Genomic DNA, 23,663 nt, shown 5'->3' on the forward strand with positions numbered 1-23,663 from the left:
TTCAGATCCGCACCCGCGGGTACGGCAGATCCGCCGACACCTCCTCGGTGACCGCCAGCGGGCTGCCGATCTGCGGGAACGCCCGCTGCGGGCAGGCGGGCCGGTCGCAGACCTTGCACCCGGCGCCGATCGGCACCGCGTTGGCCGGATCGTCGAGCTGGATGCCCTTGGAATACACCAGCCGGTCGGCGTATTCGATATCGCAGCCGAGGCCGATGGCGAAATTCTTGGCCATCGTGCCGAACCCCTGCGGCGCCATCATCGCGGTGCGCGCGATCCAGAAGTAACGGCGGCCGTCGGGCATCTCCGAGACCTGCGTGAGGATGCGGCCGGGATGGGCGAAGGCCTCGTGCACCACCCACAGCGGGCAGCTACCGCCGACCCGCGAGAAGTGGAAGGCGGTGGCGGACTGGCGTTTCGAGATATTGCCGGCTCGATCGGTGCGCACGAAGAAGAACGGCACTCCACGCTGTCCCTGACGTTGCAGGGTGCTCAGCCGATGGCAGATGGTCTCGAAACCCACCTCGAACCGCAGTCCGAGCAAGTCGATGTCGTAGCGCAGTTCCTCCGCCGACCGCAGGAACCGCCCGTACGGCAGGACCAGCGCGCCGGCGAAGTAGTTGGCCAACCCGATCCTTGCCAGCGTGCGGGATTCACCCACCAGTGCGGGCGCCTCGCTCAGCACCGCGTCGAGTTCGTTGCCGTAGAGCAGGAAGGCCAAAGTGGTGGCGATCTGGAAGGCGCGCTGCCCCGGGCGCAACCGCCGGGCCAGGGTGAGGGTGCGACTGTCGGGATCGTAGCGGCGTTTCGGGACCGAGGAGTCGGCGCCGTCACCGCGCACCAGCACGGTCACTCCTGCCCGCTCTTCGGCCACCCTGGCCAACTGCCGATCCAGCGAGCCGATCGACAGCCCGCATTCGTCGAACAGCCGTTCCGCGGCCAGATCCAGGCGGCCGATGTGGTTGTGATGGTCGTAGAAGAAGTCGCGCACGTCCTCGTAGGGCGCGGGCACACCGGCCGCGCCCGCGGGCGCCGCGACCCGTGCCGAGAACAGGTCGAGTTGATCGGTGGCCGTGCGTAACCGGCGGTGCATGGCCACCACCAGGCGCGCGATCTCGGGCTGGCGGGTGGCGAGTTCCTCGATTTCGGTCAGCGGCGCGCTCTCCCCACCCGCCGCGTCGACCAGGACCTCGTGCAGATCCGATACCAGCCTGGCATCGGAATCGGCGGCGAAGAACTGCACATCCAGGTCGAAGGTGGAGTTCAGCTTGAGCAGGACCGGGATGGTGAGCGGGCGTTGGTCGCGCTCGAGCTGGTTGAGGTAGCTGGGCGAGAGGTCCAGCGCCTTCGCGAGCGCGGCCTGGGTCATCCGCCGCTCCTCGCGCAGCCGTCGCAACCGGGCACCCGCGTACATCTTCCGCACGGCGAGCGATCGTACCCCGCGTTCTTCGCAAACATCGCAAAAATGCCGGTTGTTACCCACAAAAATCCACGCGTGCAAGGTGTTTTGCCACGGGTTCGTGCTGCGTAGCGTGCGAAGTAACGGTAGAGAGAACGCCAACAGTGCGGAGGACGCATGAAGACCCACATCGTACGTGCTCGCGGATCCGCGGAAGATTTCCCGCGGGCCGAGCATCTGGCCACCAAGATCGCCGAAGTCGCCACCGATCCGGTCGAGGTGACCGAGGCGGTGCGGGAGATGATCGTCAACCGGATCATCGACAACGCCGCGGTGGCGGCAGCCGCGCTGGTCCGCAGGCCGGTGGCGGCGGCCCGGGCGCAGGCAGGGGCCGCGGGCTATTCGCCGCGGGCCGGTCGCGCGGGAGCCACGGTGTTCGGGCTGCCGGCCGATCGAGTGGTATCCCCGGAGTGGGCGGCCTGGGCCAACGGGGTCGCGGTGCGCGAACTCGATTTCCACGACACCTTTCTGGCCGCCGAGTACTCCCATCCCGGCGACAACATCCCGCCGATCCTGGCCGTGGCCCAGCACACCGGGCGCAGCGGCGCCGACCTGATCCGCGGACTGGCCACCGGATACGAGATCCAGATGGATCTCGTGCGCGGTATCTGCCTGCACGAGCACAAGATCGACCACGTGGCTCACCTCGGGCCCTCGGTCGCGGCCGGACTCGGCACCCTGCTCGGCCTGGATCCGGAGACGATCTACCAGGCCATCGGCCAGGCACTGCACACCACCACCGCCACCCGGCAGTCCCGCAAGGGCGAGATCTCCAGCTGGAAGGCGTATGCGCCGGCCTTCGCCGGGAAGATGGGCGTCGAGGCGGTCGATCGGGCGATGCGCGGGGAGGGTGCGCCGTCGCCGATCTGGGAGGGCGCCGACGGCGTGATCGCCTGGCTGCTCGGCGGACCGGACGCCGAGTATCGGGTTCCGCTGCCCGGCCCTGGCGAGCCGAAACTCGCCATCCTGGACAGCTACACCAAGGAGCATTCGGCCGAGTACCAGAGTCAGGCACCGATCGACCTCGCCCGCCGGATGCGTTCGCGGATCGGCGATCTCGATCAGATCGCCTCGATCGTGCTGCACACCAGCCACCACACCCACGTCGTGATCGGCACCGGTTCGGGCGATCCGCAGAAGTTCGATCCGCACGCCAGCCGGGAAACCCTCGACCACTCGGTGCCCTATATCTTCGCGGTCGCCCTGCAGGACGGCAGCTGGCATCACGAGCGCTCCTATGCGCCGGAACGCGCGCGGCGGCCCGACACCATCGAGCTGTGGCGCAAGATCTCGACGGTCGAGGATGCCGAATGGACCAGGCGCTATCACTCGACTGATCCCGGTGAGAAGGCCTTCGGCGCGCGGGCGGTGGTCACCCTGAAGAGTGGCGAGACCATCACCGACGAGCTGGCCGTTGCCGACGCGCACCCGCTGGGAGCGCGGCCGTTCGCGCGCGAACAGTACATCGAGAAGTTCACCGCGCTGACCGAAGGCGTGCTCGACGCCGCCGAACAGCGGCGTTTCCTCGACGCCGCGCAGCGGACGCCCGAACTGGCCGCGGGTGAACTCGATCGGCTCACCTTCACCGTCTCCGAACAGGTGCTCGCCGGCGCACCGGCCATCCCCGAGGGCGTGTTCTGATGACCGGGCTCATCGCGGCGGCCAATAGCGCCGCCGACAAGCGGATCGCCCTGCGGGCCGGGCTGGCCGCCGATCGGATCCTGCGGCTGCCGGGCGCGTTCAACCCGCTGGTGGCCAAGCTGATCCAGGAAATGGGATTCGAAGGTGTCTACGTGTCGGGGGCGGTGGTGTCGGCCGAGTTGGGCCTGCCAGATATCGGGCTCACCACGCTGACGGAGGTCGCCGAGCGTGGACAGCAGATCGCGCGGGTCACGGAACTGCCGGTACTGATCGACGCCGACACCGGGTTCGGTGAGCCGATGAACGCCGCGCGCACCGTCACCCTGCTCGAAGACGCCGGCCTGGCCGCCTGCCATATCGAGGATCAGGTCAATCCGAAACGCTGCGGGCATCTCGACGGCAAGGCCGTGGTCGATCGCGACGAGATGGTGCGCAGGCTGCGGGCCGCGGTCACGGCCCGGCGGGACCCGAACTTCGTCATCTGCGCTCGCACCGACGCCAGGGCGATCGAGGGGCTCGACGCGGCCATCGACCGGGCCAAGGCATACGCCGACGCGGGCGCGGACCTGATTTTCACCGAGGCGCTGGCCGACGAGAGCGAGTTCGCGAAGTTCCGTGCGGCGGTGGATGTGCCGCTGCTGGCCAATATGACCGAGTTCGGTAAAACCGAGTTGATCTCGGCGGGCACGCTCGAGGCGATCGGCTTCGACGCCGTGATCTATCCGGTGACCACGCTGCGGCTGGCCATGTTCGCCGTCGAACACGGGCTGCGTGAGATCGCTTCCACCGGAACGCAAGCCGGGCTGTTGGACGCCATGCAGCACCGGTCGCGGCTCTACGAACGGCTGGAGTACCAGCGCTACAACGACTTCGATTCCGGAATCTTCAATTTCACCGTGAGTGAGTGATCGATATGACCGAGATCAAGAAGGGCCTCGCCGGCGTGGTGGTGGATACCACCAGTATTTCGAAGGTGGTGCCCGAAACGAATTCGCTGACCTACCGCGGGTATGCCGTGCAGGATCTGGCGCGGCACTGTTGCTTCGAAGAGGTCGCGTATCTGCTGTGGTACGGCGAGCTGCCGAATGCCGGGCAGCTGGAACTGTTGTGCCAGCGTGAACGGGCGCAGCGGCACGCCGACCGGTCGATTCTGTCGCTGGTGCAGAAGATGCCCGACAGCTGCCACCCGATGGATGTGGTGCGCACCGTCGTCAGCTATCTCGGGTCAGAGGACCCGGCCGAAGATCTGTCCGGAACGCCAGGCGACAAGGCGCAACTGGGGAAGGCACTGCGGCTGATGGCAGTGCTGCCAACCGTCATCGCCGCCGATATGCGCCGCAGGCGCGGCCTGGAACCGATTGCGCCGCAGTCACATCTGGGATTCGCGGAGAACTTCCTGAACATGTGCTTCGGGAAGGTGCCCGATCGGCGGATCGTGCAAGCCTTCGAAACCTCGCTGATCCTCTACGCCGAGCACGGATTCAACGCCTCCACCTTCGCCGCGCGTGTGGTGACCTCCACCCGCTCCGATATCTACAGCGCGGTGACCGCCGCGATCGGCGCCCTGAAAGGCCCGCTGCACGGCGGCGCCAATGAAGCCGTCATGCGCGACATGCTCGCCATCGGTGAACCCGAACGCGCCGCGCACTGGTTGCGCACCAAACTGGCGAACAAAGAGAAGGTGATGGGCTTCGGCCACCGTGTCTACAAGAACGGCGATTCCCGCGTCCCCACCATGAAAGCGGCCCTCGACGACGTCACCGAAGTGACCGGCGGCCAGAAGTGGGTGCGCATGTACTCCGCATTGGAACACACCATGGCCGAGGCCACTGGCATCGAACCCAACCTCGATTTCCCCGCAGGCCCCGCCTATTACCTGATGGGCTTCGACATCGAGATGTTCACTCCCATCTTCGTCATGAGCCGCATCACCGGCTGGACCGCCCACATCATCGAACAGACCCAGTCGAACGCCTTGATCCGCCCGCTGTCGGCGTACGTCGGCGTCGAACAGCGGGAACTGGTCGTCGCCTGAGACGCGCTGCCGCCGGCGAACCGCGAACAGCTCATCGGAGCTGTTCGCGGTTTTCGCGCGTTGCGACCGACCTCGACGTGGGCCGAGTTCTGCCGTCGACGCCACGATTTCGGCGTGTCGTACGGTGCGTCGAAAATTGTTGACGCCGACGGGAACCGAATCCCCATCCGGTCCGTCCAACCTGGCGAAACGATCGAATCGACGGGTGAGGAGGGGCAGGCACATGGAGCGGAATCAGGGGTGCAGGGCGCTGTGGCGTGGGGTGGTGGCGCCGGATGCTCGGGACCGACCGGTGTTGCGGGTCGGGCGTCGGTGTCAGGGATGTGTGATCAAGCGTGCTCGGCGTAAGGAAACGGGGGCTGCGGGGGAGACGGAGGGCTGAAGGGCGTGCGGCAGCAGGTGGCCGATGTGAGGCTGGGCCACGCCTTTCGGGGCGTGGCCCAGCTCGTTCACCCGGTCCGGCGGATCAGCGCACGGCGCGGGCGGCGGCGACCATATTGCGCAGCGACGCCTCGACCTCGGCGGTGCCGCGGGTTTTCAGGCCGCAGTCGGGATTGACCCAGAGGCGTTCGGCGGGCACGGCTTTCAGCGCGGCTCGCAGCGACGCGGTGATCTCCTCGACACTGGGTACGCGCGGGGAGTGGATGTCGTAGACGCCGGGGCCCACGCCGAGATCGAAACCGGCGGCATTCAGATCGTCGAGCACCTCCATGCGTGAACGCGCCGCCTCGATGGACGTCACGTCGGCGTCCAGACCCGCGATCGCATCGATCACCTCGCCGAATTCCGAATAGCACAGATGCGTGTGGATCTGCGTGGAGTCGGCGACGCCGGAAGTCGCCAACCGGAACGCCCGCACCGACCAGTCCAGATAGGCAGGCTGTTCGGCGGCCCGCAGCGGCAGCAACTCCCGCAGCGCCGGCTCGTCCACCTGAATGATCCGGATGCCGGCGTGTTGCAGATCCACGGTCTCGTCCCGGATGGCCAACGCGACCTGCCTGGCCGAATCCGCCAGCGGCTGATCATCACGGACGAACGACCAGGCCAAGATGGTCACCGGCCCGGTCAGCATGCCCTTGACCGGCTTCTCGGTCAGCGATTGCGCGAAGGTGATCCAATCGACCGTCATCGGCGCGGGACGCACCACATCACCGAACAGGATCGGCGGCCGGACGCAGCGGGTGCCGTAGGACTGCACCCAACCCAGCTCTGTCGCCGCGAATCCGTCGAGCTGCTCGGCGAAATACTGCACCATGTCATTGCGTTCCGGCTCGCCGTGCACCAGCACATCGAGCTCCAGCTTCTCCTGCAGGGCGATGACGTCGGCGATCTCGTCGCGCATCCGCTGCTCGTAGGCGGCGCGGTCGATCTCGCCCGAACGCACCGCGGCGCGGGCCGACCGAATCGCCGAAGTCTGCGGATACGAGCCGATGGTGGTGGTGGGCAGCAGCGGCAGCTCGAGCCGTTCGCGTTGCAGCTGCCTGCGCTGTTCGGCCGGCGCCCGCCGCACCGCGTCGGGACCGAGGGCCGCCAGCCTGGCCCGCACCTGGCCGTTGCTGATCCGTGGATCGGCCGCACGGCTCGCCGAAGCCGCACGCGCAGCGGACAATTCATCGGCGATCGTCGCGGTGCCCGCGCTCAGGCCGGTGGCCAGCACCCGCACCTCGCCGACCTTTTCCGCACCGAAGGCCAGCCACGAACGCAACGCGTCGTCGAGCCCGGTCTCGACCGCCAGCGAGTACGGCACATGCAGCAGCGAGCACGAGGTCGATACCGCCACCGACTTCGCGCAGCCGAGCAGTGTGCCGAGGGTGCTCAGTGCGGCATCGAGGTCGGTGCGCCACACATTGCGTCCGTCGACCACACCGGCCACCAGCAGCTTGTTCGCCAGTGCGGGCACCGCCGCCACCTCGCCCACTTCGGTGCCGGAGACCAGATCGACCGCGAGGCCTTCGACGTCGGTGCCCGCCAGTGCCGCGAGCGCGGGGCCCGGGGTGCCGAAGTAGGCGGCCACCAGCACCGCCGGGCGATCACCGGACGCGGTGAGCTCGGTGTAGACCCGCCGAACCACGGCCAGCTCGTCCTCGGTCAGATCGGTGACCAGCACCGGTTCATCGATCTGCACCCAGTGCGCGCCCGCCCCGGCCAGCAGGCTCAGCAGTTCGCGATACAGCGGCACCAGCTCGTCGATGCGCTCCAGCGCGGCCGCCCCGGCCGTCTTGGCCAGCTTCAGGAAGGTGACCGGCCCGATGATGACCGGCCGCGCGGGCACGCCGAGCTCGATCGCCTCGCCCAGCTGGTCGAGCACGGTCTCCGGATGCAGGGTGAACGTGGTCTGCGGTCCGAGCTCCGGAACCAGGTAGTGATAGTTCGTGTCGAACCACTTCGTCATCTCCAGTGGTTCGACGGCGTCGGTACCGCGCGCGGCAGCGAAATAGCGGTCCAGCGGGGCCTCGATACCGGCCACGCGCGGCGGTAGCGCGCCGAGCAGCACGGCGGTGTCGAGCATCTGGTCGTAATAGGAGAAGGTGCCGACCGGGATCGAATCCATTCCGGCATCGAGTAATTCGGTGTACTGGGCACGACGCAGCTCGCGAGCCACCTCGTGCAGTCGAGCAGCGTCGATGCGCCCGGCCCAATAGGACTCGGTGGCGCGCTTGAGTTCCCGGCGTGGCCCCACCCGGGGAAGCCCGAGAACCGTTGCGGTGAACGGGTTGTGCGTAAGAACAGTCACGGTGTTTCTCCAGTGCTGAGTTGCGGCGGGCGATCGCCGATTCGGGTACGCACGGCACCGATGAGCCCCGGACGACCCGGCAGACGGGTCGGGTATTGGCAACACAGGTGGCGAGCGCCCGGTCCACGAGGCGATGGCCGCCGGATACGGCGTATCCGGCACAACGGGCAGGTCTTCGGACTCGCGGGCACCGGCCGATTCGGCCGACCTACTGGCCGTCGCTTCCCAGGCGGTGTGCCCAGTGCTGATGACGGCGGTCGTTCCCACTCACCGCTGCGGGACAGTCCCGGATTTCCACCGGGTTCCCTCTCACCCGCCAGGGGCGGGCTTCGACGCCGGGGCGGACGTTCGGGGCTCCTTGTCGTCCGGCCGGCGAACCAGCTGCGGTGCCCACGATAGTCGGGGCAGCGCTCCGGTGGTGAGCCGCCCATCCCTGACTTAACCTAAACACCTGTCTTTCACAACGGCGAGGAGGAGGAGCCGTGCAGGCACCGAAACCACCGATGACCTCGGTCGTCATTCCCGCGCACATCGCCGGCGATACCGATCGCGGGCATCTCGACGAGCAGCTCACGGCACTCGCCGAACAGGACTACGCCGGCGAGTTCGAGGTCGTCGTCGCGGACAATCGCAGCGCACCCGGCCTCGAAGCTCATCTGGCCGGGCACCCGCTGCGGGAACGGCTGCACCTGCGCTGGGTGGCCGCATCGGAGAGGGCCGGCGCGGCGTACGCCCGCAATGTCGGCGCCGAGCACGCCACCGGTGACGTGCTGCTGTTCTGCGATCACGACGACCGCGTGCATCCGGACTGGATGCGTCGCATGCTCGCGTTCCTCGACGAAGGCTACGACCTGATCAGCTGTGCGGTCGAAGGCCGCTCGCTCAATGCCGACAACCGGCGGGGCATCGCCGAGGTGCCCGAACCGGATCGATTCCAGCCGCCCGGAGTGTTCGCGCCGGTGATCGTCGGCTGCGCGATGGCGTGCCGAGCGAACGTGTATCGCAAACTCGGCGGGATCGACGTCACCTATGCGGCCAACGAGGATCTCGCCTTCGGCTGGCATGCGCACCGGGAAGGTTTCCGTACCGGGTTCCTGCCCCAGGCCTTGGTCGCCTATCGCTACCGCCGTGGGTTCCGGCCGGGCTATCGCCAGGGACGTGCGCGCGGTATCGGCCTGGCCCGGCTGAATGCCGAATTCCCCGGTAACGGCCTGCCGGAGATCCATCTGCCGGAGGTGCTGATCCGCCTGCTCCGGCTCGCGTTCTCGCGTGGGCTGACCGGCGAAGAGCGTGGTCTGCTGATCGGCGTCGGGGTGGGCCAGCTGCGTGGTGGCCTGCGGTACCGCACTCTGCACTGGTGGTGACCGGCCAGTAGGTAACTCACCAGTAGCTATGACCCGGCGTTCATCGCACGTTCCGCCGGGCGGTGCGGTGAGATATGACGGCCGGGTGAACGCAACTTCGCAACCATGCAAGGACCGGTTGTGAAGATTGCTGCGAAGGGGACTTCCCTGTCGGCCCACGGTGCGAGGGCGGGTACCTTAGGTCAATGTTCTCGAAAGTCTTGGTTGCCAACCGCGGCGAAATCGCCATCCGCGCCTTCCGTGCGGCCTATGAACTCGGCATCGGGACCGTGGCCGTCTTCCCGCATGAGGACCGCAACTCGGTGCACCGCCTGAAGGCGGACGAGGCCTATCAGATCGGCGAGGAAGGCCACCCGGTCCGGGCATACCTGTCCATCGACGCCATCATCGAGGCGGCCAAGACAGCCGGGGCCGACGCCATCTACCCCGGGTACGGCTTCCTGTCCGAGAACCCCGACCTCGCGGCCGCCTGCGCGCGGGAGGGCATCACCTTCATCGGCCCCTCCAGCGAGGTGCTCGAGCTCGCCGGTAACAAAGCGCGCGCGATCGCCGCGGCCAAGGCGGCCGGGCTTCCGGTACTGAAATCGAGCGAACCGTCGGCAAATGTCGAAGAGCTGCTCGCCGCGGCGGAATCGATGGAATTCCCGATCTTCGTCAAGGCCGTCGCCGGTGGTGGTGGTCGCGGTATGCGCCGGGTCGCCGCGCCCGCGCAATTGCGCGAATCCATCGAAGCCGCCTCCCGCGAAGCCGAATCGGCCTTCGGTGACCCGACCGTCTTCCTCGAACAGGCGGTGGTGAATCCGCGCCATATCGAGGTGCAGATCCTGGCCGACACGCAGGGCAATGTCATGCACCTGTTCGAACGCGACTGTTCGGTACAGCGGAGGCACCAGAAGGTGATCGAGCTCGCCCCCGCGCCGAACCTCGATCCCGAACTGCGCGAACGCATCTGCGCCGATGCGGTGGCCTTCGCCCGCGAGATCGGCTACAGCTGCGCGGGCACCGTGGAGTTCCTGCTCGACGAGCGTGGCAACCACGTCTTCATCGAGATGAACCCGCGCATCCAGGTCGAGCACACGGTGACCGAGGAGATCACCGATGTGGATCTGGTGCAGTCGCAGCTGCGCATCGCCGCCGGTGAATCGCTCGCCGATCTGGGTCTGAACCAGGACACCGTCGCCATTCGCGGCGCGGCCATGCAGTGCCGGATCACCACCGAGGATCCGGCCAACGGCTTCCGCCCCGACACCGGCCGCATCACCGCCTACCGCACCCCGGGCGGCGCGGGCATCCGGCTGGACGGCGGCGCCAACCTCGGCGCCGAGATCGGCGCCTACTTCGACTCCATGCTGGTCAAGCTGACCTGTCGGGGCCGCGATTTCTCCACCGCGGTCGCGCGGTCCCGGCGTGCGCTGGCCGAGTTCCGCATCCGCGGCGTCACCACCAACATTCCGTTCCTGCTGGCCGTGCTCGACGACCCGGATTTCCGGGCGGGCAAGGTCACCACGTCGTTCATCGACGAACGGCCGCAGCTGCTCGACCTGCGCCGGTCCGCCGACCGCGGCACCAAGATCCTCGAATACCTGGCCGACGTCACCGTCAACAAGCCGCACGGTGAACGCCCGACCGCGGTGTACCCGCACGACAAGCTGCCCGCCATCGACCTGTCGGTGCCGCCGCCGGACGGCTCGCGCCAACGACTGCTGACGCTGGGCCCCGAAGGTTTCGCGCGGGCACTGCGCGAACAGGACGCGGTCGCGGTCACCGACACCACCTTCCGCGATGCGCACCAGTCCCTGCTCGCCACCCGGGTACGCACCGGTGGACTGCTCGCGGTCGCCGGCCACGTCGCCCGGCTGACCCCGGAGCTGCTGTCCATCGAAGCCTGGGGCGGCGCCACCTACGACGTCGCGCTGCGGTTTCTCTACGAGGACCCGTGGGAGCGACTGGCCGCCCTGCGCGAGGCGATTCCCAACATCTGCTTGCAGATGCTGCTGCGCGGCCGCAACACCGTCGGCTACACGCCGTACCCGGAGAAGGTGACCAGGGCCTTCGTCTCCGAGGCGACCGCCACCGGTATCGATATCTTCCGCATCTTCGACGCCCTGAACAACGTCGACCAGATGCGTCCGGCCATCGACGCGGTGCGCGAAACCGGTACGGCGATCGCCGAAGTCGCGATGAGCTACACCGGCGATCTGTCCAACCCGGACGAGAACATCTACACCCTCGACTACTACCTCAAGCTGGCCGAACAGATCGTCGACGCGGGCGCCCACGTCCTCGCGATCAAGGACATGGCAGGCCTGCTGCGCGCCCCCGCGGCCGCGACCCTGGTCTCGGCGCTGCGCAGCAATTTCGATCTGCCGGTGCACGTGCACACCCACGACACTCCCGGCGGTCAGCTGGCCACCTATCTGGCGGCCTGGCAGGCCGGCGCCGACGCCGTCGACGGCGCCAGTGCCGCGATGGCGGGCACCACCAGCCAGCCCGCGCTGTCCGCGATCGTGGCGGCGGCGGCCAACAGCCCGCACGACACCGGCCTGAGCCTGCAGAACGTCTGTGATCTGGAGCCGTACTGGGAGGCGCTGCGCAAGGTGTACGCGCCGTTCGAATCCGGTCTGCCCGCGCCGACCGGCCGCGTCTACACCCACGAGATCCCGGGTGGCCAGCTGTCGAATCTGCGTCAGCAGGCGATCGCGCTCGGCCTCGGTGATCGTTTCGAAGAGGTCGAGGCGAAATACGCTGCCGCCGACCGGCTGCTCGGCCGGCTGGTGAAGGTGACGCCGTCGTCGAAGGTCGTCGGTGATCTGGCGCTGGCGCTGGTCGGTACCGGCGTCGATATCGAGGACTTCGCCGCCGACCCCGGCCGCTACGACATCCCGGATTCGGTGATCGGGTTCCTGCGCGGCGAGCTCGGCACGCCCGCCGGTGGCTGGCCCGAACCGTTCCGCACCAAGGCGCTGGCCGGGCGCGGCACCGCCAAGCCGGAAACACCGCTCACCCCCGAGGACGAGGCCGGGCTGGCGGGCACCTCCGAGCAGCGGCGCGCCACGCTCAACCGGCTGCTGTTCCCAGGGCCCACCGCTGAATTCCTCGCCCACCGCGACAAATACGGCGACACCACCGGCCTGTCCGCCAACCAGTTCTTCTACGGCCTGCGGCGCGGCGAAGAACACCGCGTGCAGCTGGAGAAGGGCGTCACCCTGCTCATCGGCCTGGAGGCGATCTCCGAGCCCGACGAACGCGGCATGCGCACGGTGATGTGCATCCTCAACGGCCAGCTGCGGCCGGTGTCGGTGCGCGACCGCTCGGTGGCCAGCGAGATCCCGGCCGCGGAGAAGGCCGACAAGAACAACGCGGGCCACATCGCCGCACCGTTCGCCGGTGTGGTGACCCTCGCCGTCTCCGAGGGCGACACGGTGGCGGCCGGCGACACCATCGGCACCATCGAAGCCATGAAGATGGAAGCCGCCATCACCGCGCCGCGCGCGGGCCTGGTCGGCCGCGTCGCCATCGGCAAGGTGCAGCAGGTCGAGGGTGGTGACCTGCTGGTCGAGCTGGCCGTGCGCGAATCCGAATGACCCGCATCGTCGCCGGGACCGCGGGCGGGCGCCGTCTGCGCGTCCCGCCCGCGGGCACCCGGCCCACCTCGGATCGGGTGCGCGAGGCGTTGTTCAGCGCGATCGATGCCCGGCTGGATCTGGAGGGTGCCCGGGTGCTGGACCTGTACGCCGGGTCCGGTGCGCTCGGGCTGGAAGCGCTCTCGCGCGGCGCGGCGCGGGCGATGCTGATCGAATCCGATCGCAAGGCCGCCGCTGTGGTGCGCGGCAATATCGCCGATCTCGGACTGCCCGGCGCCGAGCTGCGTGTCGGGTCCGTGGCGAGCGTGCTGGCGCAGCCGGCGCCGGTCGAGTTCGACCTGGTGTTCTCCGATCCGCCCTACGATCTCGACACCGCCACCGTGGTCGCCGATCTCACCGCGCTCGCCGGCAACGGCTGGCTCGCACCCGATGCGCTGGTGGTGGTCGAACGGTCCAGCCGTTCACCCGAGATCGACTGGCCCGCCGGATATTCGGCGCGGAAGCCGCGCCGCTACGGCGAGACCAGGATCGAGCTCGCCGAGTTCGATGGCGCCCCCGCCGAACCCGGCCCGCGGCCTGCTAGCGTCTGACTCATGGCAGGAGCGCTGTGCCCGGGCTCGTTCGACCCGGTGACCAATGGACATATCGACGTGTTCAATCGGGTGGCGGCCCAGTTCGACGAGGTCGTCGTCACCGTGATGATCAACAAGAACAAGAAGGGCATGTTCAGCGTCGACGAGCGCATCGACATGCTGCGGGAGGCGACCGCGCATCTGCCCAACGTGCGGGTGGAATCCTGGGCCGGTCTGCTGGTGGATTTCGCCCGCGAACAGGGCATCACCGCGATCGTCAAGGGGCTGCGCGACGCCGGCGACTTCGGCTACGAACTGCAGATGGCGCAGATGAACAAGAAGCTGTCCGGTGTCGACACCTTCTTCATCGCCACCAACCCGGCGCTCAGCTACCTGTCCAGCTCGCTGGTCAAGGAAGTGGCGACCTACGGCGGCGACGTCAGCGACATGCTGCCGCCCGCGGTGCACAAGCGGCTGCTGGATCGAATCGCCGAGCGCGCGAACTGACCGTACTCACGACGTCGCCCCGGACACCACCTCGGTGGGCCGGGGCGACGTCGTCTGGCAGGTGAACTCAGAAGACCAATCCGCGCAGCGCCAGGAAACGCAACCCGCCGACGGCGGCGGTGATGCCGAGGACGGCGGCGGCCTGGAAGGTGCTGTCGAGGCCGGGCGCCCAGAAATCGAGTGCGGCCAGACCCGCGGTGGAGATGCCGAGGCCGGCCAGCGCGAGCCCGCCGCCTTCCCACTGGGCGGTGAACCAGCCGACACGACCGGCGGCGTGGAAGGTGAGCTGGCGATGCAGTTCGTTGGCGATGATCGTACTGACGACGGAACCGACCACATTGGCCACCAGCGGCCCGATGCCGAGCATGCCGAAGAACAGCAGCACGTAGGCGATATTGCTACAGCCGCCCACCAGGGCGAACCGGATCAGCTGAGGGAATGCCCGATCGCCGCGCAGATACCCGAGCACGCGAGCAAGCCGCCGGCTCGACGCTTCCCGCATATCCGGGTACGGCCCGGCCAGCGGCGTGAGAACGCGCGCGGTGGGCAGTGCCGGTCGCGGTAGTTCCAGGACGGTCATGGTCATTCCGATCGAACGTGAGCCAACAGGTAAGACAACTGCGAGGGTCTTCGCATTCCTTCCCGTCGGCGTGAACGCCAGGCTTCGTGTGTGGTGTGTTCAGTGTGTACTGAACAAACGAAACCTGTCAACGTCGATGTCGAGGTGTCCTGCTCGTCGGCCTGCTTCACTGCACGGTCGCAGGGTGTGCCTGTGGTCCGCTTATGAAGATCTTGTGGCTTCCGAACGAATTTAGCACGAAGCGGAGGCACTTACTCCACTTGATTTCTGTGGTCTGCGAGACACTGGCACGACACACCGGAAAGGGACTCGGCACAGGCCGTGGCGAAGGGCACACTGGGCGGCGACGGAAGTTCGCCGTCGATCCGGAGAGCGGGGTAAGTGAGCATGTATCGCGTATTCGAAGCACTCGACGAGTTGGTCGCCATCGTCGAAGAGGCGCGCGGGATCCCTCCGACGCGCAATTGCATCGTGCCGCGCGGTGATGTGCTTGAGCTGCTCGACGACGTCAGAGACGCCCTGCCGGGCGAGCTCGACGACGCCCAGGACGTCCTCGACCATCGCGACAAGATCGTCACCGATGCCCGCAACGCCGCCGAAACGGCGGTGACCGGCGCCAACGAACAGGCCGCCGAAACCATCGAGAACGCCCGAGCCGAGGCCGACCGCATCCTCGCCGACGCCAAGGCGCACGCCGACCGCATGGTCGCCGAGGCCACCGCGCACGCCGACCATCTGGTGGACACCGCCGAAGCCGAGGCCGCTCGCGTGGTCGCCGACGGCAATGCCGAATACGAGGCCCTCACCGGACGGGCGCGCGCGGAGTCCGAGCGGATGATCGAGGCGGGCAAGGCCGCCTACGAGCGCTCGGTCGCCGACGGTCAGGCCGAGCGGGACCGGCTGGTCGCGCAGACCGAGGTGGTGCGGGCCGCGCACGCGGAATCGGCGCGGCTCATCGACGCCGCGCAGGCCGATTCGGACCGGATGCGCGAGGAGTGCGATCACTACGTCGACTCCAAGCTCGCCGAATTCGAGGAGACGCTCAACGGCACGCTGCGCATCGTGGGCCGCGGCCGTCAGCAGCTGCGTACCGGGATGGGCATGCCCGACTACGCCTCCGACTACCGCCGCTAGGGGCGGAAACCGTCGATCGGGGCGCGGGCCCGGCCGACCGGCTCGACTTGGGTTCGGCGCGCGCTGTCGCGTATTGTGGAGTGGTTGCCCATTCCCCCGTGATGATGAAGGTGAGTTCGTGATGCCCGCCGGTTCCGGTTCCGCCTCGCGTTCGCGTACCGGTTCGCACCCGGTGCCCGACGTGGGTTTCGTGCTGGACGTCCGCAACCTCGGCCGGGGCGCCGGGTCGATGCGTGAGCTGCATCGCACGGTCACCACCACCGATCGCCTCGGACTCGACCTGATCGCCGTCCCCGCCGGCAGCGACGTGGAGCTCGACCTGCGTTTGCAGTCGGTCTCCGAGGGTGTGCTGATCACGGGCACGGTGTCGGCGCCGCTCACCGGCGAATGCTCGCGGTGCCTCGAATCGTTCGACGACGAGATCGAGCTGTCGCTGACCGAGCTGTTCGCCTATCCCGACAGCGCCACCGAGCAGACCACCTCAGAGGACGAGGTGTACCGGATGGCCGACGATCTCATCGACCTCGAACCCGTCATCGTCGACGCCCTGGGCGTCGAGCTTCCGCTGCAACCGTTGTGCACGCCCGACTGCGCCGGACTGTGCCCGGAATGCGGCGTGCGGATGGCGATTGCGGGTTCTGATCATGGGCATGAGATACTTGACCCTCGCTGGGCCGGGCTGGCGAAGTTCGCCGCCGATTCACCCAGCACCGGCAGCCCCGATGAGGGTGCCGCCACCCCAGACCGTTCCGCCGAACAGGCAAACACTGCCGACCGGGCAGAGACACAGACAGAGGAGAAGTAGTCGTGGCCGTTCCCAAGCGCCGGATGTCCCGTTCCAACACCAGGTCGCGGCGCAGCCAGTGGAAGGCTGTCGCGCCCACCCTCGTCACCTGCCCGAACCGGGCCTGCGGTGAGAAGACCCTGCCGCACATCGCCTGCCCGTCCTGCGGCACCTACAAGGGCCGCCAGGTCACCTCTGCGGTCTGAGCACCAGATCAGCCGTGACCGCCGGTAAGGACGAACTCGGCCCCTCCGGTGACCACGCGAGCCTGCTCGCCGCACTCGGTGTCGAGATACGGCCGGAGCTGCTGACGCTCGCGCTCACCCACCGCTCGTACGCGTACGAGAACGGTGGACTCCCGACCAACGAGCGCCTGGAATTCCTGGGTGACTCGGTGCTCGGGCTGAGCATCACCGAACGGCTCTACCACGAGCACCCGGACAAATCCGAGGGCGAGCTCGCCAAGCTGCGCGCCAGCGTGGTGAATATGCACGCGCTTGCCGAGGTCGCCCGCGGTCTCGGCGAGGGCGGGCTCGGCGCGCACCTGCTGCTCGGCAAGGGTGAGGAACTCACCGGTGGCCGGGACAAGCCGAGCATCCTCGCCGACGGCATGGAGTCGCTGCTGGGTGCCGTGCATCTCGAGCACGGCATCGAGGTCGCCCGCGGTGTGGTGCTGCGGCTGTTCGCCGATCTGCTCGAGCGTGGCCCCCGCATGGGTGCCGGACTCGACTGGAAGACCAGCCTGCAGGAGCTCACCGCCGAACGCGGACTCGGCGTGCCCAGCTACGAGATCACCTCGACCGGGCCCGACCACGACAAGGAATTCACCGCGACCACGGTGATCGGCGGCCAGGCCTACGGTCAGGGCGTCGGCCGATCCAAGAAGGAAGCCGAGCAGAAGGCCGCGGGGGCCGCCTACCAGGCGCTCACCGCGGAATCCTGACGTGCCCGAACTTCCCGAAGTCGAGGTCGTGCGGCGTGGGCTGGCCGGTCATGTGGTCGGCCACGTCATCGACGCGGTGGCCGTCAGCCATCCGCGCTCGGTCCGTCGTCACCTCGAAGGCGCCGCCGATCTCGCCGCCCGGCTGTCCGGGCTGCGCGTCACCGCCGCCGAACGCCGCGGCAAGTACCTGTGGCTCATCTTCGACGACCCCGATCTCGCCCTGGTGGTGCATCTGGGGATGAGTGGTCAGATGCTCATCCGCCCGGCCGACGCGCCAGTGGAAAAGCACGCCCATATTCGCGCCACCCTCGACAACGGCTCCGAACTGCGCTTCGTCGACCAGCGCACCTTCGGCGGCTGGGCCTTGGCCGATCTGGTCGAGGTGGACGGCACCCGCGTCCCCGAACCAGTCGCCCATATCGCCCGTGACCCGCTGGACCCGCGATTCGACGCCGAGGCGGTGGTGTCCGCGATCCGGACCAAGCGCACCGAGATCAAGCGGGTCCTGCTCGACCAGACAGTGATCTCCGGCGTCGGCAACATCTACGCCGACGAGGCGCTGTGGCGAGCGAAAATCCACGGTTGCCGCCTTGCCTCCGGGCTCACCAGACCGGTGCTGCGCACCCTGCTCACCGAGGCCGCGGCCGTCATGCGGGATGCTCTCGCGGCCGGCGGTACCTCGTTCGACGCGCTGTATGTCGACGTCAACGGCGATTCCGGCTATTTCGAGCGCTCCCTGGCCGTCTACGGCCGCGCCGACCTGCCGTGCCCGCGCTGCGGGGCGCCGATCGTGCGGGAGAAGTTCATGAACCGCTCCTCGTATTCGTGTCCGCGATGCCAGCGGAAGCCTCGCCCCGGCACCCGTTAGCGAGCTACCGTTTCTGCATACGGCTCTACTGTGACACCGGCCGTGCAGGAAGGACACATGCGCAAGCTCACCTACTACGTCGCATCCACCATCGACGGGTTCATCGCCACCGAGGAAGGGTCGGTCGACTTCTTCCCGGTGGGCGGCGACCACGGCCCGGCGATCACGGCGCAGTACCCGGAAACGCTGCCGACCAAAGTGCGCGAGGCGCTCGGGATCGATAAGCGCAACGCCAACTTCGATACGGTGCTGATGGGCCGTAAGACCCACGATTTCGGGGTCCGTACCGGTACTTCCAGCCCGTACGCGCATCTGCGTCAGTTCGTGGTCTCCACGACCATGACCGAAAGCCCTGACCCGGCGGTCGAGCTGATCTCCGCCGACCCGCTGGCCACGGTGCGCGAGCTCAAACGCGACAAGGGGCTCGGCATCTGGCTGTGCGGCGGCGGCGAACTGGCCCAGGTGCTGCTGCCGGAGATCGACCAGATCTTCCTCAAGCTGTATCCGATCGTGCTCGGCCGGGGCCGTTCGCTGTTCGGCGACGGACCCAAGCTGCCCGAGCCGACCCGGTTCCGGGTCATCACCAGCCAGGTCTTCGAGGACGGCGTGGCCTTCGTGAAATACGCCAGGATCCGATAGGCCGAGGTGGGCGGCGATCCGACCGGAACACCGGACCCGGCCGAGGTGCCGGGGCCGGTGGCCGCGTTGCGCGAGATCGGCTTCTGGCTCGAGCGCGAGCGCGCGAAAACGCATCGGGTGCAGGCCTATCGGCGGGCCGCCGATATCGTCGCCGGGCTCAGCGAGGACGAACGTGCCGCCAGGCAGGCCGCGGGCAGCTGGCAGGAGCTGGCGGGCATCGGACCGAAGACGGCGGCCGTCATCGAGCAGGCGTACTCCGGTGTGGTGCCGCGGTACCTGACCGAGCTGCGGGCCGCCGCCGAGCCGATCGGCATCGAGGGCAGGCCGCTGCGCCGGCTGCTGCGCGGTGACCTGCACACCCACTCCGACTGGTCCGACGGCGGCAGCCCGATCGCGGAGATGATGCGCACCGCCGCCGCGCTCGGCCACGAATACTGTGCGCTGACCGATCATTCGCCGCGACTGACCGTGGCCAACGGACTCTCGGCGCAACGACTGCGGCGTCAGCTCGACGTGATCGCCGAACTCAATGCCGAACTCGCGCCGTTTCGCATCCTCACCGGCATCGAGGTCGACATCCTCGACGACGGCAGCCTCGATCAGGACCCCGCCCTGCTCGATGAGCTGGATATCGTTGTGGCCAGCGTGCATTCGCGGCTGCGCGACGACCGCGAGACCATGACCAAACGCATGGTCTACGCCGTCGCCAATCCACTGGTCGATGTGCTCGGCCACTGCACCGGCCGGCTGGTGCTCGGCGGGCGCGGCACCCGGCCGGAATCGGATTTCGACGCCGAACTGGTCTTCGAGGCGTGCCGGCGCTTCGGCACCGCGGTCGAGATCAACAGCAGGCCGGAACGGCAGGATCCGCCGAGCCGGTTGATGCGGCTCGCGGTCGAGATCGGTTGTGAATTCGCCATCGACACCGATGCGCACGCGCCCGGCCAATTGGATTGGCAAGGCTACGGTTGTGCCCGTGCCGTCGCCAACGAGGTGCCACCCGAACGCGTCATCAATACCCGGCCGGTGGACGAATTGCTGGCCTGGACGCGGCAAACCGGGGCCTGATCGCGCGCGGAGTTTGATTAACTGTTGGCGAACATTTCGGCCGACGCTGGTGAATTGCGCCGGGCGCGGCCGAAAATGATTGCCACGCATTCTCGTTGGGGAGGGACAGTTCAGTGGGCGGTTTTCCGCTAGAGATCGTGCTCGCGCTCATCGGTATCGCGGTGCCGGTCGGGGCCTTCCTCTGGGAGTTCGTCTTCGTCGGGCGCAAACAGCTCGGCTATCGAGTGCAGATGGATACGCCGGTCACCGGTGAGATCGAATCGGTGTTTCCCGGTGTACTGCCCCAGTTGCGCCCGCAGGCCGACGGAGCGAGTCCCGATCTGAAAGACCTGTCGGTGGTCCTGATGCGGATCGAGAACAGCGGTGCCACCTCGCTCGACAGTGCCGACTACGGCGTTCCCGACAACGGTCGCGCCGGGCTGCACCTGCGGTTCCCGCAGCGGCGGGTGATCGGTATGGCCGTCACCGAACTCAGCGATCCCGCGCTCGGCGATCTGCTCGAACCGGATTCGGGTATCGCGGTGCGGGAGACCTCCGACAATGTCGGGATCATCGACCTGCCCCGGGTGCCGCTGAACCGGGCCGATCACTACAAGATCCTGGCCATCCTGCAGCGGTCGGCGGGCACGGGGGAGTATCCGCCGCCGCGGTTGCAGGGCATGATCAAGGGCGGCCGGGTCACCGAAACCCGCAGCCAGACCGGCATTCCGTTGTTCATGATCGCGCTCATCGCGTTTCTGGTGGTGGTGATCGTCGCGCAATTCATCGTCGCGGCGGTCGAACGGGGGAAGGCGCCGCTCGGATGCGCCGACGGAAAGCTGACGGTGGTCGGGTCGACCGCGTTCGAACAGGTGATTCGCCAGGCGGCCGACGTCTATAAACACAGCTGCCGTGGCGCCACCTTCGAATTCGCCTTCGAGGGCAGCGAACCGGGCATGAACCGGCTGGAATCGGAGGGCAACGACAATCCGGGGCTGCTCGCGATCGCGGACGGCCCGATGGGGCTGGATTATCCGGAGCTGGTGGAGCGGCCGCTGGCCCTCTCGCTGTTCAGCGTGATCGTGCACCCCGGAACGAAGGTCCGGCATCTGACCGTCGAGCAGATCCGCGATCTGTATGCCGGGCGGGTGCGGAACTGGAGCGAGCTGGGTGGGGCGGATCTGCCGGTGCGGCTGATCAACCGGCATCCGGGCTCGGGGACGCGGCGAACCTTCGAGACCCGGCTGCTCGACGGCGAGCAGCCGCCCGCCCGCGATGCCACCTGCCGGGAGATTCGCCGCGAGCCCGGCCCCGGCCGCTGCGATGTGGCCGTCACCAAGGACATGCTCGCCGCGGTGGCGGAGACGCCGGGCGCCGTCGGCTACGCCGAGCACGCCGACGCCGCCGAATCCACGCAGGTCGCGACGGTGACCATCAACGGCCAGCAGGCCACCCGGGAGGCGGCCGCCAACCGCGTGTACCCGTTCTGGGGCATCGAGTACGCCTACAGCTACGGCGATTTCGCGCCCGGCTCGCTGGGTGCGAGCTTCCTGCGGTTCCTCACCGAAGCCGGCGGGGAAGACGTGATCCGGGCCGCCGGGAACATGCCGTGCCGAGATCTGGCCTACCCGTCGATGTGCCGTCCGTTCCCGTGAGTTCGATGGCCGGACCTGTCGGTGGGGACGGCCATAATCGTCGATCATGCGGGAGTTGTCGTTACGTGAGTTGAACCGGACGTTGCTGGTGCGGCAGCGGCTGGCCGAACGCGTCGACGACGCGCCGCTCGAGGTGATCCGGCATCTGGTGGCGGTGCAGGGGCAGGAACCGAACTGGCCCTATGTGGGGCTGTGGGCGCGGGTCGACGGATTCCGGCACGCCGATCTCGAAGGGCTGCTGCGGGACCAGGAAGTGGTGCGTTCCACCATGATCCGGCGCACCATGCACCTGGCCACCGCCGAGGACTACCGCTGGCTGCGCCCCACGATGCAGCCGTGGGTCGAGTCGTTGCTGAAAGCGGCCTACTACCGCGACGAGATCGAAGGGATCGACCTCACCGCCCTGGCTGCGCACGGCAGACGCCTGCTCACCGGGCGCATGCTCGCGCGCGGTGAACTCGGCACGCTGCTCGCCGAACACTTCCCCGACCGGCACACCCGCCGCCTCGCCGACACCGTCGAGGTGCTGGTTCCGCTGGCACACAGCGCGGAGACGGGGGCGTGGGGCCGCTGGCGCAATCGCTACGTCACCGTCGGTCTTGCCGACGAATGGATCGGCGCACCGCTCGCCGAGGCCGACCTCGACACCCTCGTGCTGCGCTACCTTGCCGCCTTCGGTCCTGCGACGGTCGCCGATATCCAGGCGTGGTCCGGCACCACCCGGCTCGCCGCGGTGATCGCCCGCCTGCGTCCGCGGTTGCGGGTCTTGCGGGACGAGGAGGGCCGCGAGCTCTTCGACGTCCCGGATGCCCCCATTGCCGCCGGCGACCTCCCCGTCCCGGTCCGCTTCCTGCCCGCGTTCGACAACGCGCTGCTCGGACACAAGGACCGGCGGCGCGTGATCGCCGAAGCGGACCGCCGCCGCACCGCCAAGGAAGCATCCGCCGGGATCCCGGCCTACCTGGTCGACGGTTTCGTGCACGGACGATGGCTGCTGGACGGTGCCACGATCCGGATCGTGCCGTGGCATCCGTTCACCGCCGCCACCGAGCAGTCAGTGCTCGATGAAGCCGCCGCGCTGATCGCGTTCATCCTGCCGGGAGGAACCGGCGAGATCGTCATCGACCGGTCGGAGCTGAACGGCTCGTGAGTGCGGCGAGCGAGCACCGCCCGCCCGGACGACCCGGACGGGCGGGCGGCGGAACCGCTCGGGGGTGGACGGCCCCCGAGCGTCTGCCGGTCAGCTCGGGAACGGGTAGGTGCGGTCCAGGTCGAGATTGAGTTCCACGACGTCGACCCGTGGTTCGCCGAGGAAGCCGAGTGTTCGGCCGTCGGTGTTGGCGTCGACCAGGGCGCGTACCTGGGCCTCGGTGATATGCCTGGCGCCGGCGATCCGGGCGATCTGGATCTCGGCGTAGGCGGGGGAGATGTGCGGGTCGAGGCCGCTGCCGCTCGCGGTGACCGCGTCGGCGGGGACGGCGGGGGTATCGGGTGCGTCACCGCGGATGGGGACGATGCGGCCGATGGCGTAGTCGGCGCCCGGTTCGGCACATTCGACCGGGACACCCAGGTAACTGCTGACGAACGGCTCGGCAGGGCACAGTTCGTTGACGCTGACCACCCGGACCGGCGCGCTCACCTCGCCGGTGCCATCCCGCGGCCCGATCACTGACAGCACCGCGCCCACCCCGTCTTTCGTGCAGAACGGGCGGGAACCGTCGACACCCTCACGGTCGGCGATCTCCTTGCTGCGGGCGCACACGGTGGTGAGCAGGCTGGTGCGGTCGGCGGTGTCCACGACGTCCTCGGGGCCGAGGTTGCTCGCGGAGCTGGACATGGGGTCGTAGCCGTCGCCCGCGGCGGACGGGCGGGACTGGAAGTACTGCGGCAGCGCGTTGCCGTCGGCGTCGGTGAACGATTGGCCGATCAGGCTGGAGCCGACCAGTTTTCCGTCCGCGTACAGCAGCGAACCGTCGGCCTTGCCGTTCAATCCGGGCAGCTGGCCCGCCGCGAACACGGCGAGCGGATAGGCGATCCCGGTGATGGCGGTCAGTACGAGCAGCGCCCGCACCGCGGCCAGATGCTGGCGGATCCAGGTGGCTTTCCGCATCGAGAAC

General features: G+C 68.2%; 20 protein-coding genes and 1 riboswitch. Of the genes, 16 read left to right on the forward strand and 4 right to left on the reverse strand.

Annotated features, from left to right (window positions below; translation table 11 throughout):
* Nucleotide 1: 1 nt before the first annotated feature.
* The gene (locus GV790_RS06615) at nt 2–1,423 is read right to left on the reverse strand and encodes a short-chain fatty acyl-CoA regulator family protein (RefSeq protein ID WP_175585814.1); all 1,422 of its coding nucleotides are present in this window, start codon (nt 1,421–1,423) and stop codon (nt 2–4) included.
* Between the two features lie 153 nt (nt 1,424–1,576).
* Between GV790_RS06615 and prpD the strand changes: the two genes are divergently transcribed.
* The 3 genes from prpD to GV790_RS06630 are packed head-to-tail and all read left to right on the forward strand — an operon-like array spanning nt 1,577 to nt 5,135.
* Complete coding sequence (gene prpD / locus GV790_RS06620) at nt 1,577–3,100, forward strand: 2-methylcitrate dehydratase PrpD (protein WP_163811590.1); 1,524 nt, start codon at nt 1,577–1,579, stop codon at nt 3,098–3,100.
* A complete protein-coding gene (gene prpB, locus GV790_RS06625) occupies nt 3,100–4,008 on the forward strand; it encodes a methylisocitrate lyase (protein WP_163811592.1) in 909 nt (302 codons plus the stop codon). The genes prpD and prpB overlap by 1 nt, the downstream gene beginning before the upstream one ends.
* Before the next feature lie 5 nt (nt 4,009–4,013).
* The gene (locus tag GV790_RS06630; RefSeq protein ID WP_163811965.1) at nt 4,014–5,135 is read left to right on the forward strand and encodes a bifunctional 2-methylcitrate synthase/citrate synthase; all 1,122 of its coding nucleotides are present in this window, start codon (nt 4,014–4,016) and stop codon (nt 5,133–5,135) included.
* A gap of 466 nt (nt 5,136–5,601) precedes the next feature.
* Here GV790_RS06630 and metE read toward each other — a convergent pair whose 3' ends face one another.
* Complete coding sequence (gene metE, locus GV790_RS06635) at nt 5,602–7,869, reverse strand: 5-methyltetrahydropteroyltriglutamate--homocysteine S-methyltransferase (RefSeq protein WP_163811595.1); 2,268 nt, start codon at nt 7,867–7,869, stop codon at nt 5,602–5,604.
* Between the two features lie 149 nt (nt 7,870–8,018).
* Nucleotides 8,019–8,202: riboswitch (cobalamin riboswitch) on the reverse strand.
* A 149-nt stretch (nt 8,203–8,351) separates the two neighbouring features.
* Between metE and GV790_RS06640 the strand changes: the two genes are divergently transcribed.
* The 4 genes from GV790_RS06640 to coaD all read left to right on the forward strand — a co-directional run bounded on the left by GV790_RS06640 (nt 8,352) and on the right by coaD (nt 13,896).
* Nucleotides 8,352–9,233, forward strand: coding sequence for a glycosyltransferase (locus GV790_RS06640; protein WP_163811597.1), 882 nt, complete (start codon nt 8,352–8,354; stop codon nt 9,231–9,233).
* A 185-nt stretch (nt 9,234–9,418) separates the two neighbouring features.
* Nucleotides 9,419–12,817: a pyruvate carboxylase gene (locus tag GV790_RS06645; protein ID WP_163811599.1), complete on the forward strand. Its 3,399-nt coding sequence runs from the start codon at nt 9,419–9,421 to the stop codon at nt 12,815–12,817.
* A complete protein-coding gene (gene rsmD, locus GV790_RS06650) occupies nt 12,814–13,407 on the forward strand; it encodes a 16S rRNA (guanine(966)-N(2))-methyltransferase RsmD (RefSeq protein ID WP_163811601.1) in 594 nt (197 codons plus the stop codon). Before GV790_RS06645 ends, rsmD begins: the two co-directional genes overlap by 4 nt.
* A gap of 3 nt (nt 13,408–13,410) precedes the next feature.
* Nucleotides 13,411–13,896, forward strand: a complete 486-nt coding sequence (gene coaD / locus GV790_RS06655; RefSeq protein ID WP_163811603.1) for a pantetheine-phosphate adenylyltransferase — start codon at nt 13,411–13,413, stop codon at nt 13,894–13,896.
* 67 nt (nt 13,897–13,963) lie between these two features.
* On the opposite strand, the gene GV790_RS06660 is transcribed toward coaD, so the two are convergent.
* On the reverse strand, nt 13,964–14,476 hold the full coding sequence (locus tag GV790_RS06660) for a GtrA family protein (protein WP_175585825.1): 513 nt from the start codon (nt 14,474–14,476) through the stop codon (nt 13,964–13,966).
* 387 nt (nt 14,477–14,863) lie between these two features.
* Here GV790_RS06660 and GV790_RS06665 point away from each other — a divergent pair, with 387 nt between their 5' ends.
* The 9 genes from GV790_RS06665 (at nt 14,864) to GV790_RS06705 (ending at nt 22,696) form a co-directional block, all read left to right on the forward strand.
* Nucleotides 14,864–15,610, forward strand: coding sequence for a DivIVA domain-containing protein (locus GV790_RS06665; RefSeq protein ID WP_163811967.1), 747 nt, complete (start codon nt 14,864–14,866; stop codon nt 15,608–15,610).
* Nucleotides 15,611–15,731: 121 nt separating this feature from the next.
* Complete coding sequence (locus GV790_RS06670) at nt 15,732–16,415, forward strand: YceD family protein (RefSeq protein WP_163811607.1); 684 nt, start codon at nt 15,732–15,734, stop codon at nt 16,413–16,415.
* A 2-nt stretch (nt 16,416–16,417) separates the two neighbouring features.
* On the forward strand, nt 16,418–16,600 hold the full coding sequence (rpmF, locus tag GV790_RS06675) for a 50S ribosomal protein L32 (RefSeq protein ID WP_138447171.1): 183 nt from the start codon (nt 16,418–16,420) through the stop codon (nt 16,598–16,600).
* 14 nt (nt 16,601–16,614) lie between these two features.
* Nucleotides 16,615–17,337, forward strand: a complete 723-nt coding sequence (gene rnc, locus GV790_RS06680; RefSeq protein ID WP_014352117.1) for a ribonuclease III — start codon at nt 16,615–16,617, stop codon at nt 17,335–17,337.
* Between the two features lies 1 nt (nt 17,338).
* On the forward strand, nt 17,339–18,205 hold the full coding sequence (mutM, locus tag GV790_RS06685) for a bifunctional DNA-formamidopyrimidine glycosylase/DNA-(apurinic or apyrimidinic site) lyase (protein ID WP_163811609.1): 867 nt from the start codon (nt 17,339–17,341) through the stop codon (nt 18,203–18,205).
* 57 nt (nt 18,206–18,262) lie between these two features.
* Nucleotides 18,263–18,844: a dihydrofolate reductase family protein gene (locus GV790_RS06690; RefSeq protein ID WP_163811612.1), complete on the forward strand. Its 582-nt coding sequence runs from the start codon at nt 18,263–18,265 to the stop codon at nt 18,842–18,844.
* Between the two features lie 6 nt (nt 18,845–18,850).
* The gene (locus tag GV790_RS06695; RefSeq protein ID WP_280211773.1) at nt 18,851–19,912 is read left to right on the forward strand and encodes a PHP domain-containing protein; all 1,062 of its coding nucleotides are present in this window, start codon (nt 18,851–18,853) and stop codon (nt 19,910–19,912) included.
* 113 nt (nt 19,913–20,025) lie between these two features.
* Nucleotides 20,026–21,546 carry a PstS family phosphate ABC transporter substrate-binding protein gene (locus GV790_RS06700; protein WP_163811614.1) on the forward strand — a complete coding sequence of 507 codons (1,521 nt, stop codon included), beginning with the start codon at nt 20,026–20,028 and terminating at the stop codon, nt 21,544–21,546.
* 46 nt (nt 21,547–21,592) lie between these two features.
* On the forward strand, nt 21,593–22,696 hold the full coding sequence (locus GV790_RS06705) for a winged helix DNA-binding domain-containing protein (protein ID WP_163811616.1): 1,104 nt from the start codon (nt 21,593–21,595) through the stop codon (nt 22,694–22,696).
* A gap of 90 nt (nt 22,697–22,786) precedes the next feature.
* Here the strand turns inward: GV790_RS06705 and GV790_RS06710 are convergent, their stop codons facing one another.
* Nucleotides 22,787–23,656 carry a potassium-transporting ATPase subunit C gene (locus GV790_RS06710; protein ID WP_163811971.1) on the reverse strand — a complete coding sequence of 290 codons (870 nt, stop codon included), beginning with the start codon at nt 23,654–23,656 and terminating at the stop codon, nt 22,787–22,789.
* Nucleotides 23,657–23,663: the final 7 nt, after the last annotated feature.

It is taken from the genome of Nocardia cyriacigeorgica (assembly GCF_010858045.1).
In the GTDB taxonomy this organism is placed as follows: Bacteria; Actinomycetota; Actinomycetes; order Mycobacteriales; family Mycobacteriaceae; genus Nocardia; species Nocardia cyriacigeorgica_E.

What these genes read in the sequence shown, in the direction of transcription:
- prpD (WP_163811590.1), top strand. Translation starts at nt 1,577, where the DNA reads ATGAAGACCCACATCGTACGTGCTCGCGGATCCGCGGAAGATTTCCCG.
- prpB (WP_163811592.1), top strand. Translation starts at nt 3,100, where the DNA reads ATGACCGGGCTCATCGCGGCGGCCAATAGCGCCGCCGACAAGCGGATC.
- GV790_RS06630 (WP_163811965.1), top strand. Translation starts at nt 4,014, where the DNA reads ATGACCGAGATCAAGAAGGGCCTCGCCGGCGTGGTGGTGGATACCACC.
- GV790_RS06645 (WP_163811599.1), top strand. Translation starts at nt 9,419, where the DNA reads ATGTTCTCGAAAGTCTTGGTTGCCAACCGCGGCGAAATCGCCATCCGC.
- rsmD (WP_163811601.1), top strand. Translation starts at nt 12,814, where the DNA reads ATGACCCGCATCGTCGCCGGGACCGCGGGCGGGCGCCGTCTGCGCGTC.
- coaD (WP_163811603.1), top strand. Translation starts at nt 13,411, where the DNA reads ATGGCAGGAGCGCTGTGCCCGGGCTCGTTCGACCCGGTGACCAATGGA.
- GV790_RS06660 (WP_175585825.1), bottom strand. Translation starts at nt 14,476, where the DNA reads ATGACCGTCCTGGAACTACCGCGACCGGCACTGCCCACCGCGCGCGTT.
- GV790_RS06665 (WP_163811967.1), top strand. Translation starts at nt 14,864, where the DNA reads ATGTATCGCGTATTCGAAGCACTCGACGAGTTGGTCGCCATCGTCGAA.
- GV790_RS06670 (WP_163811607.1), top strand. Translation starts at nt 15,732, where the DNA reads ATGCCCGCCGGTTCCGGTTCCGCCTCGCGTTCGCGTACCGGTTCGCAC.
- GV790_RS06690 (WP_163811612.1), top strand. Translation starts at nt 18,263, where the DNA reads ATGCGCAAGCTCACCTACTACGTCGCATCCACCATCGACGGGTTCATC.
- GV790_RS06705 (WP_163811616.1), top strand. Translation starts at nt 21,593, where the DNA reads ATGCGGGAGTTGTCGTTACGTGAGTTGAACCGGACGTTGCTGGTGCGG.
- GV790_RS06710 (WP_163811971.1), bottom strand. Translation starts at nt 23,656, where the DNA reads ATGCGGAAAGCCACCTGGATCCGCCAGCATCTGGCCGCGGTGCGGGCG.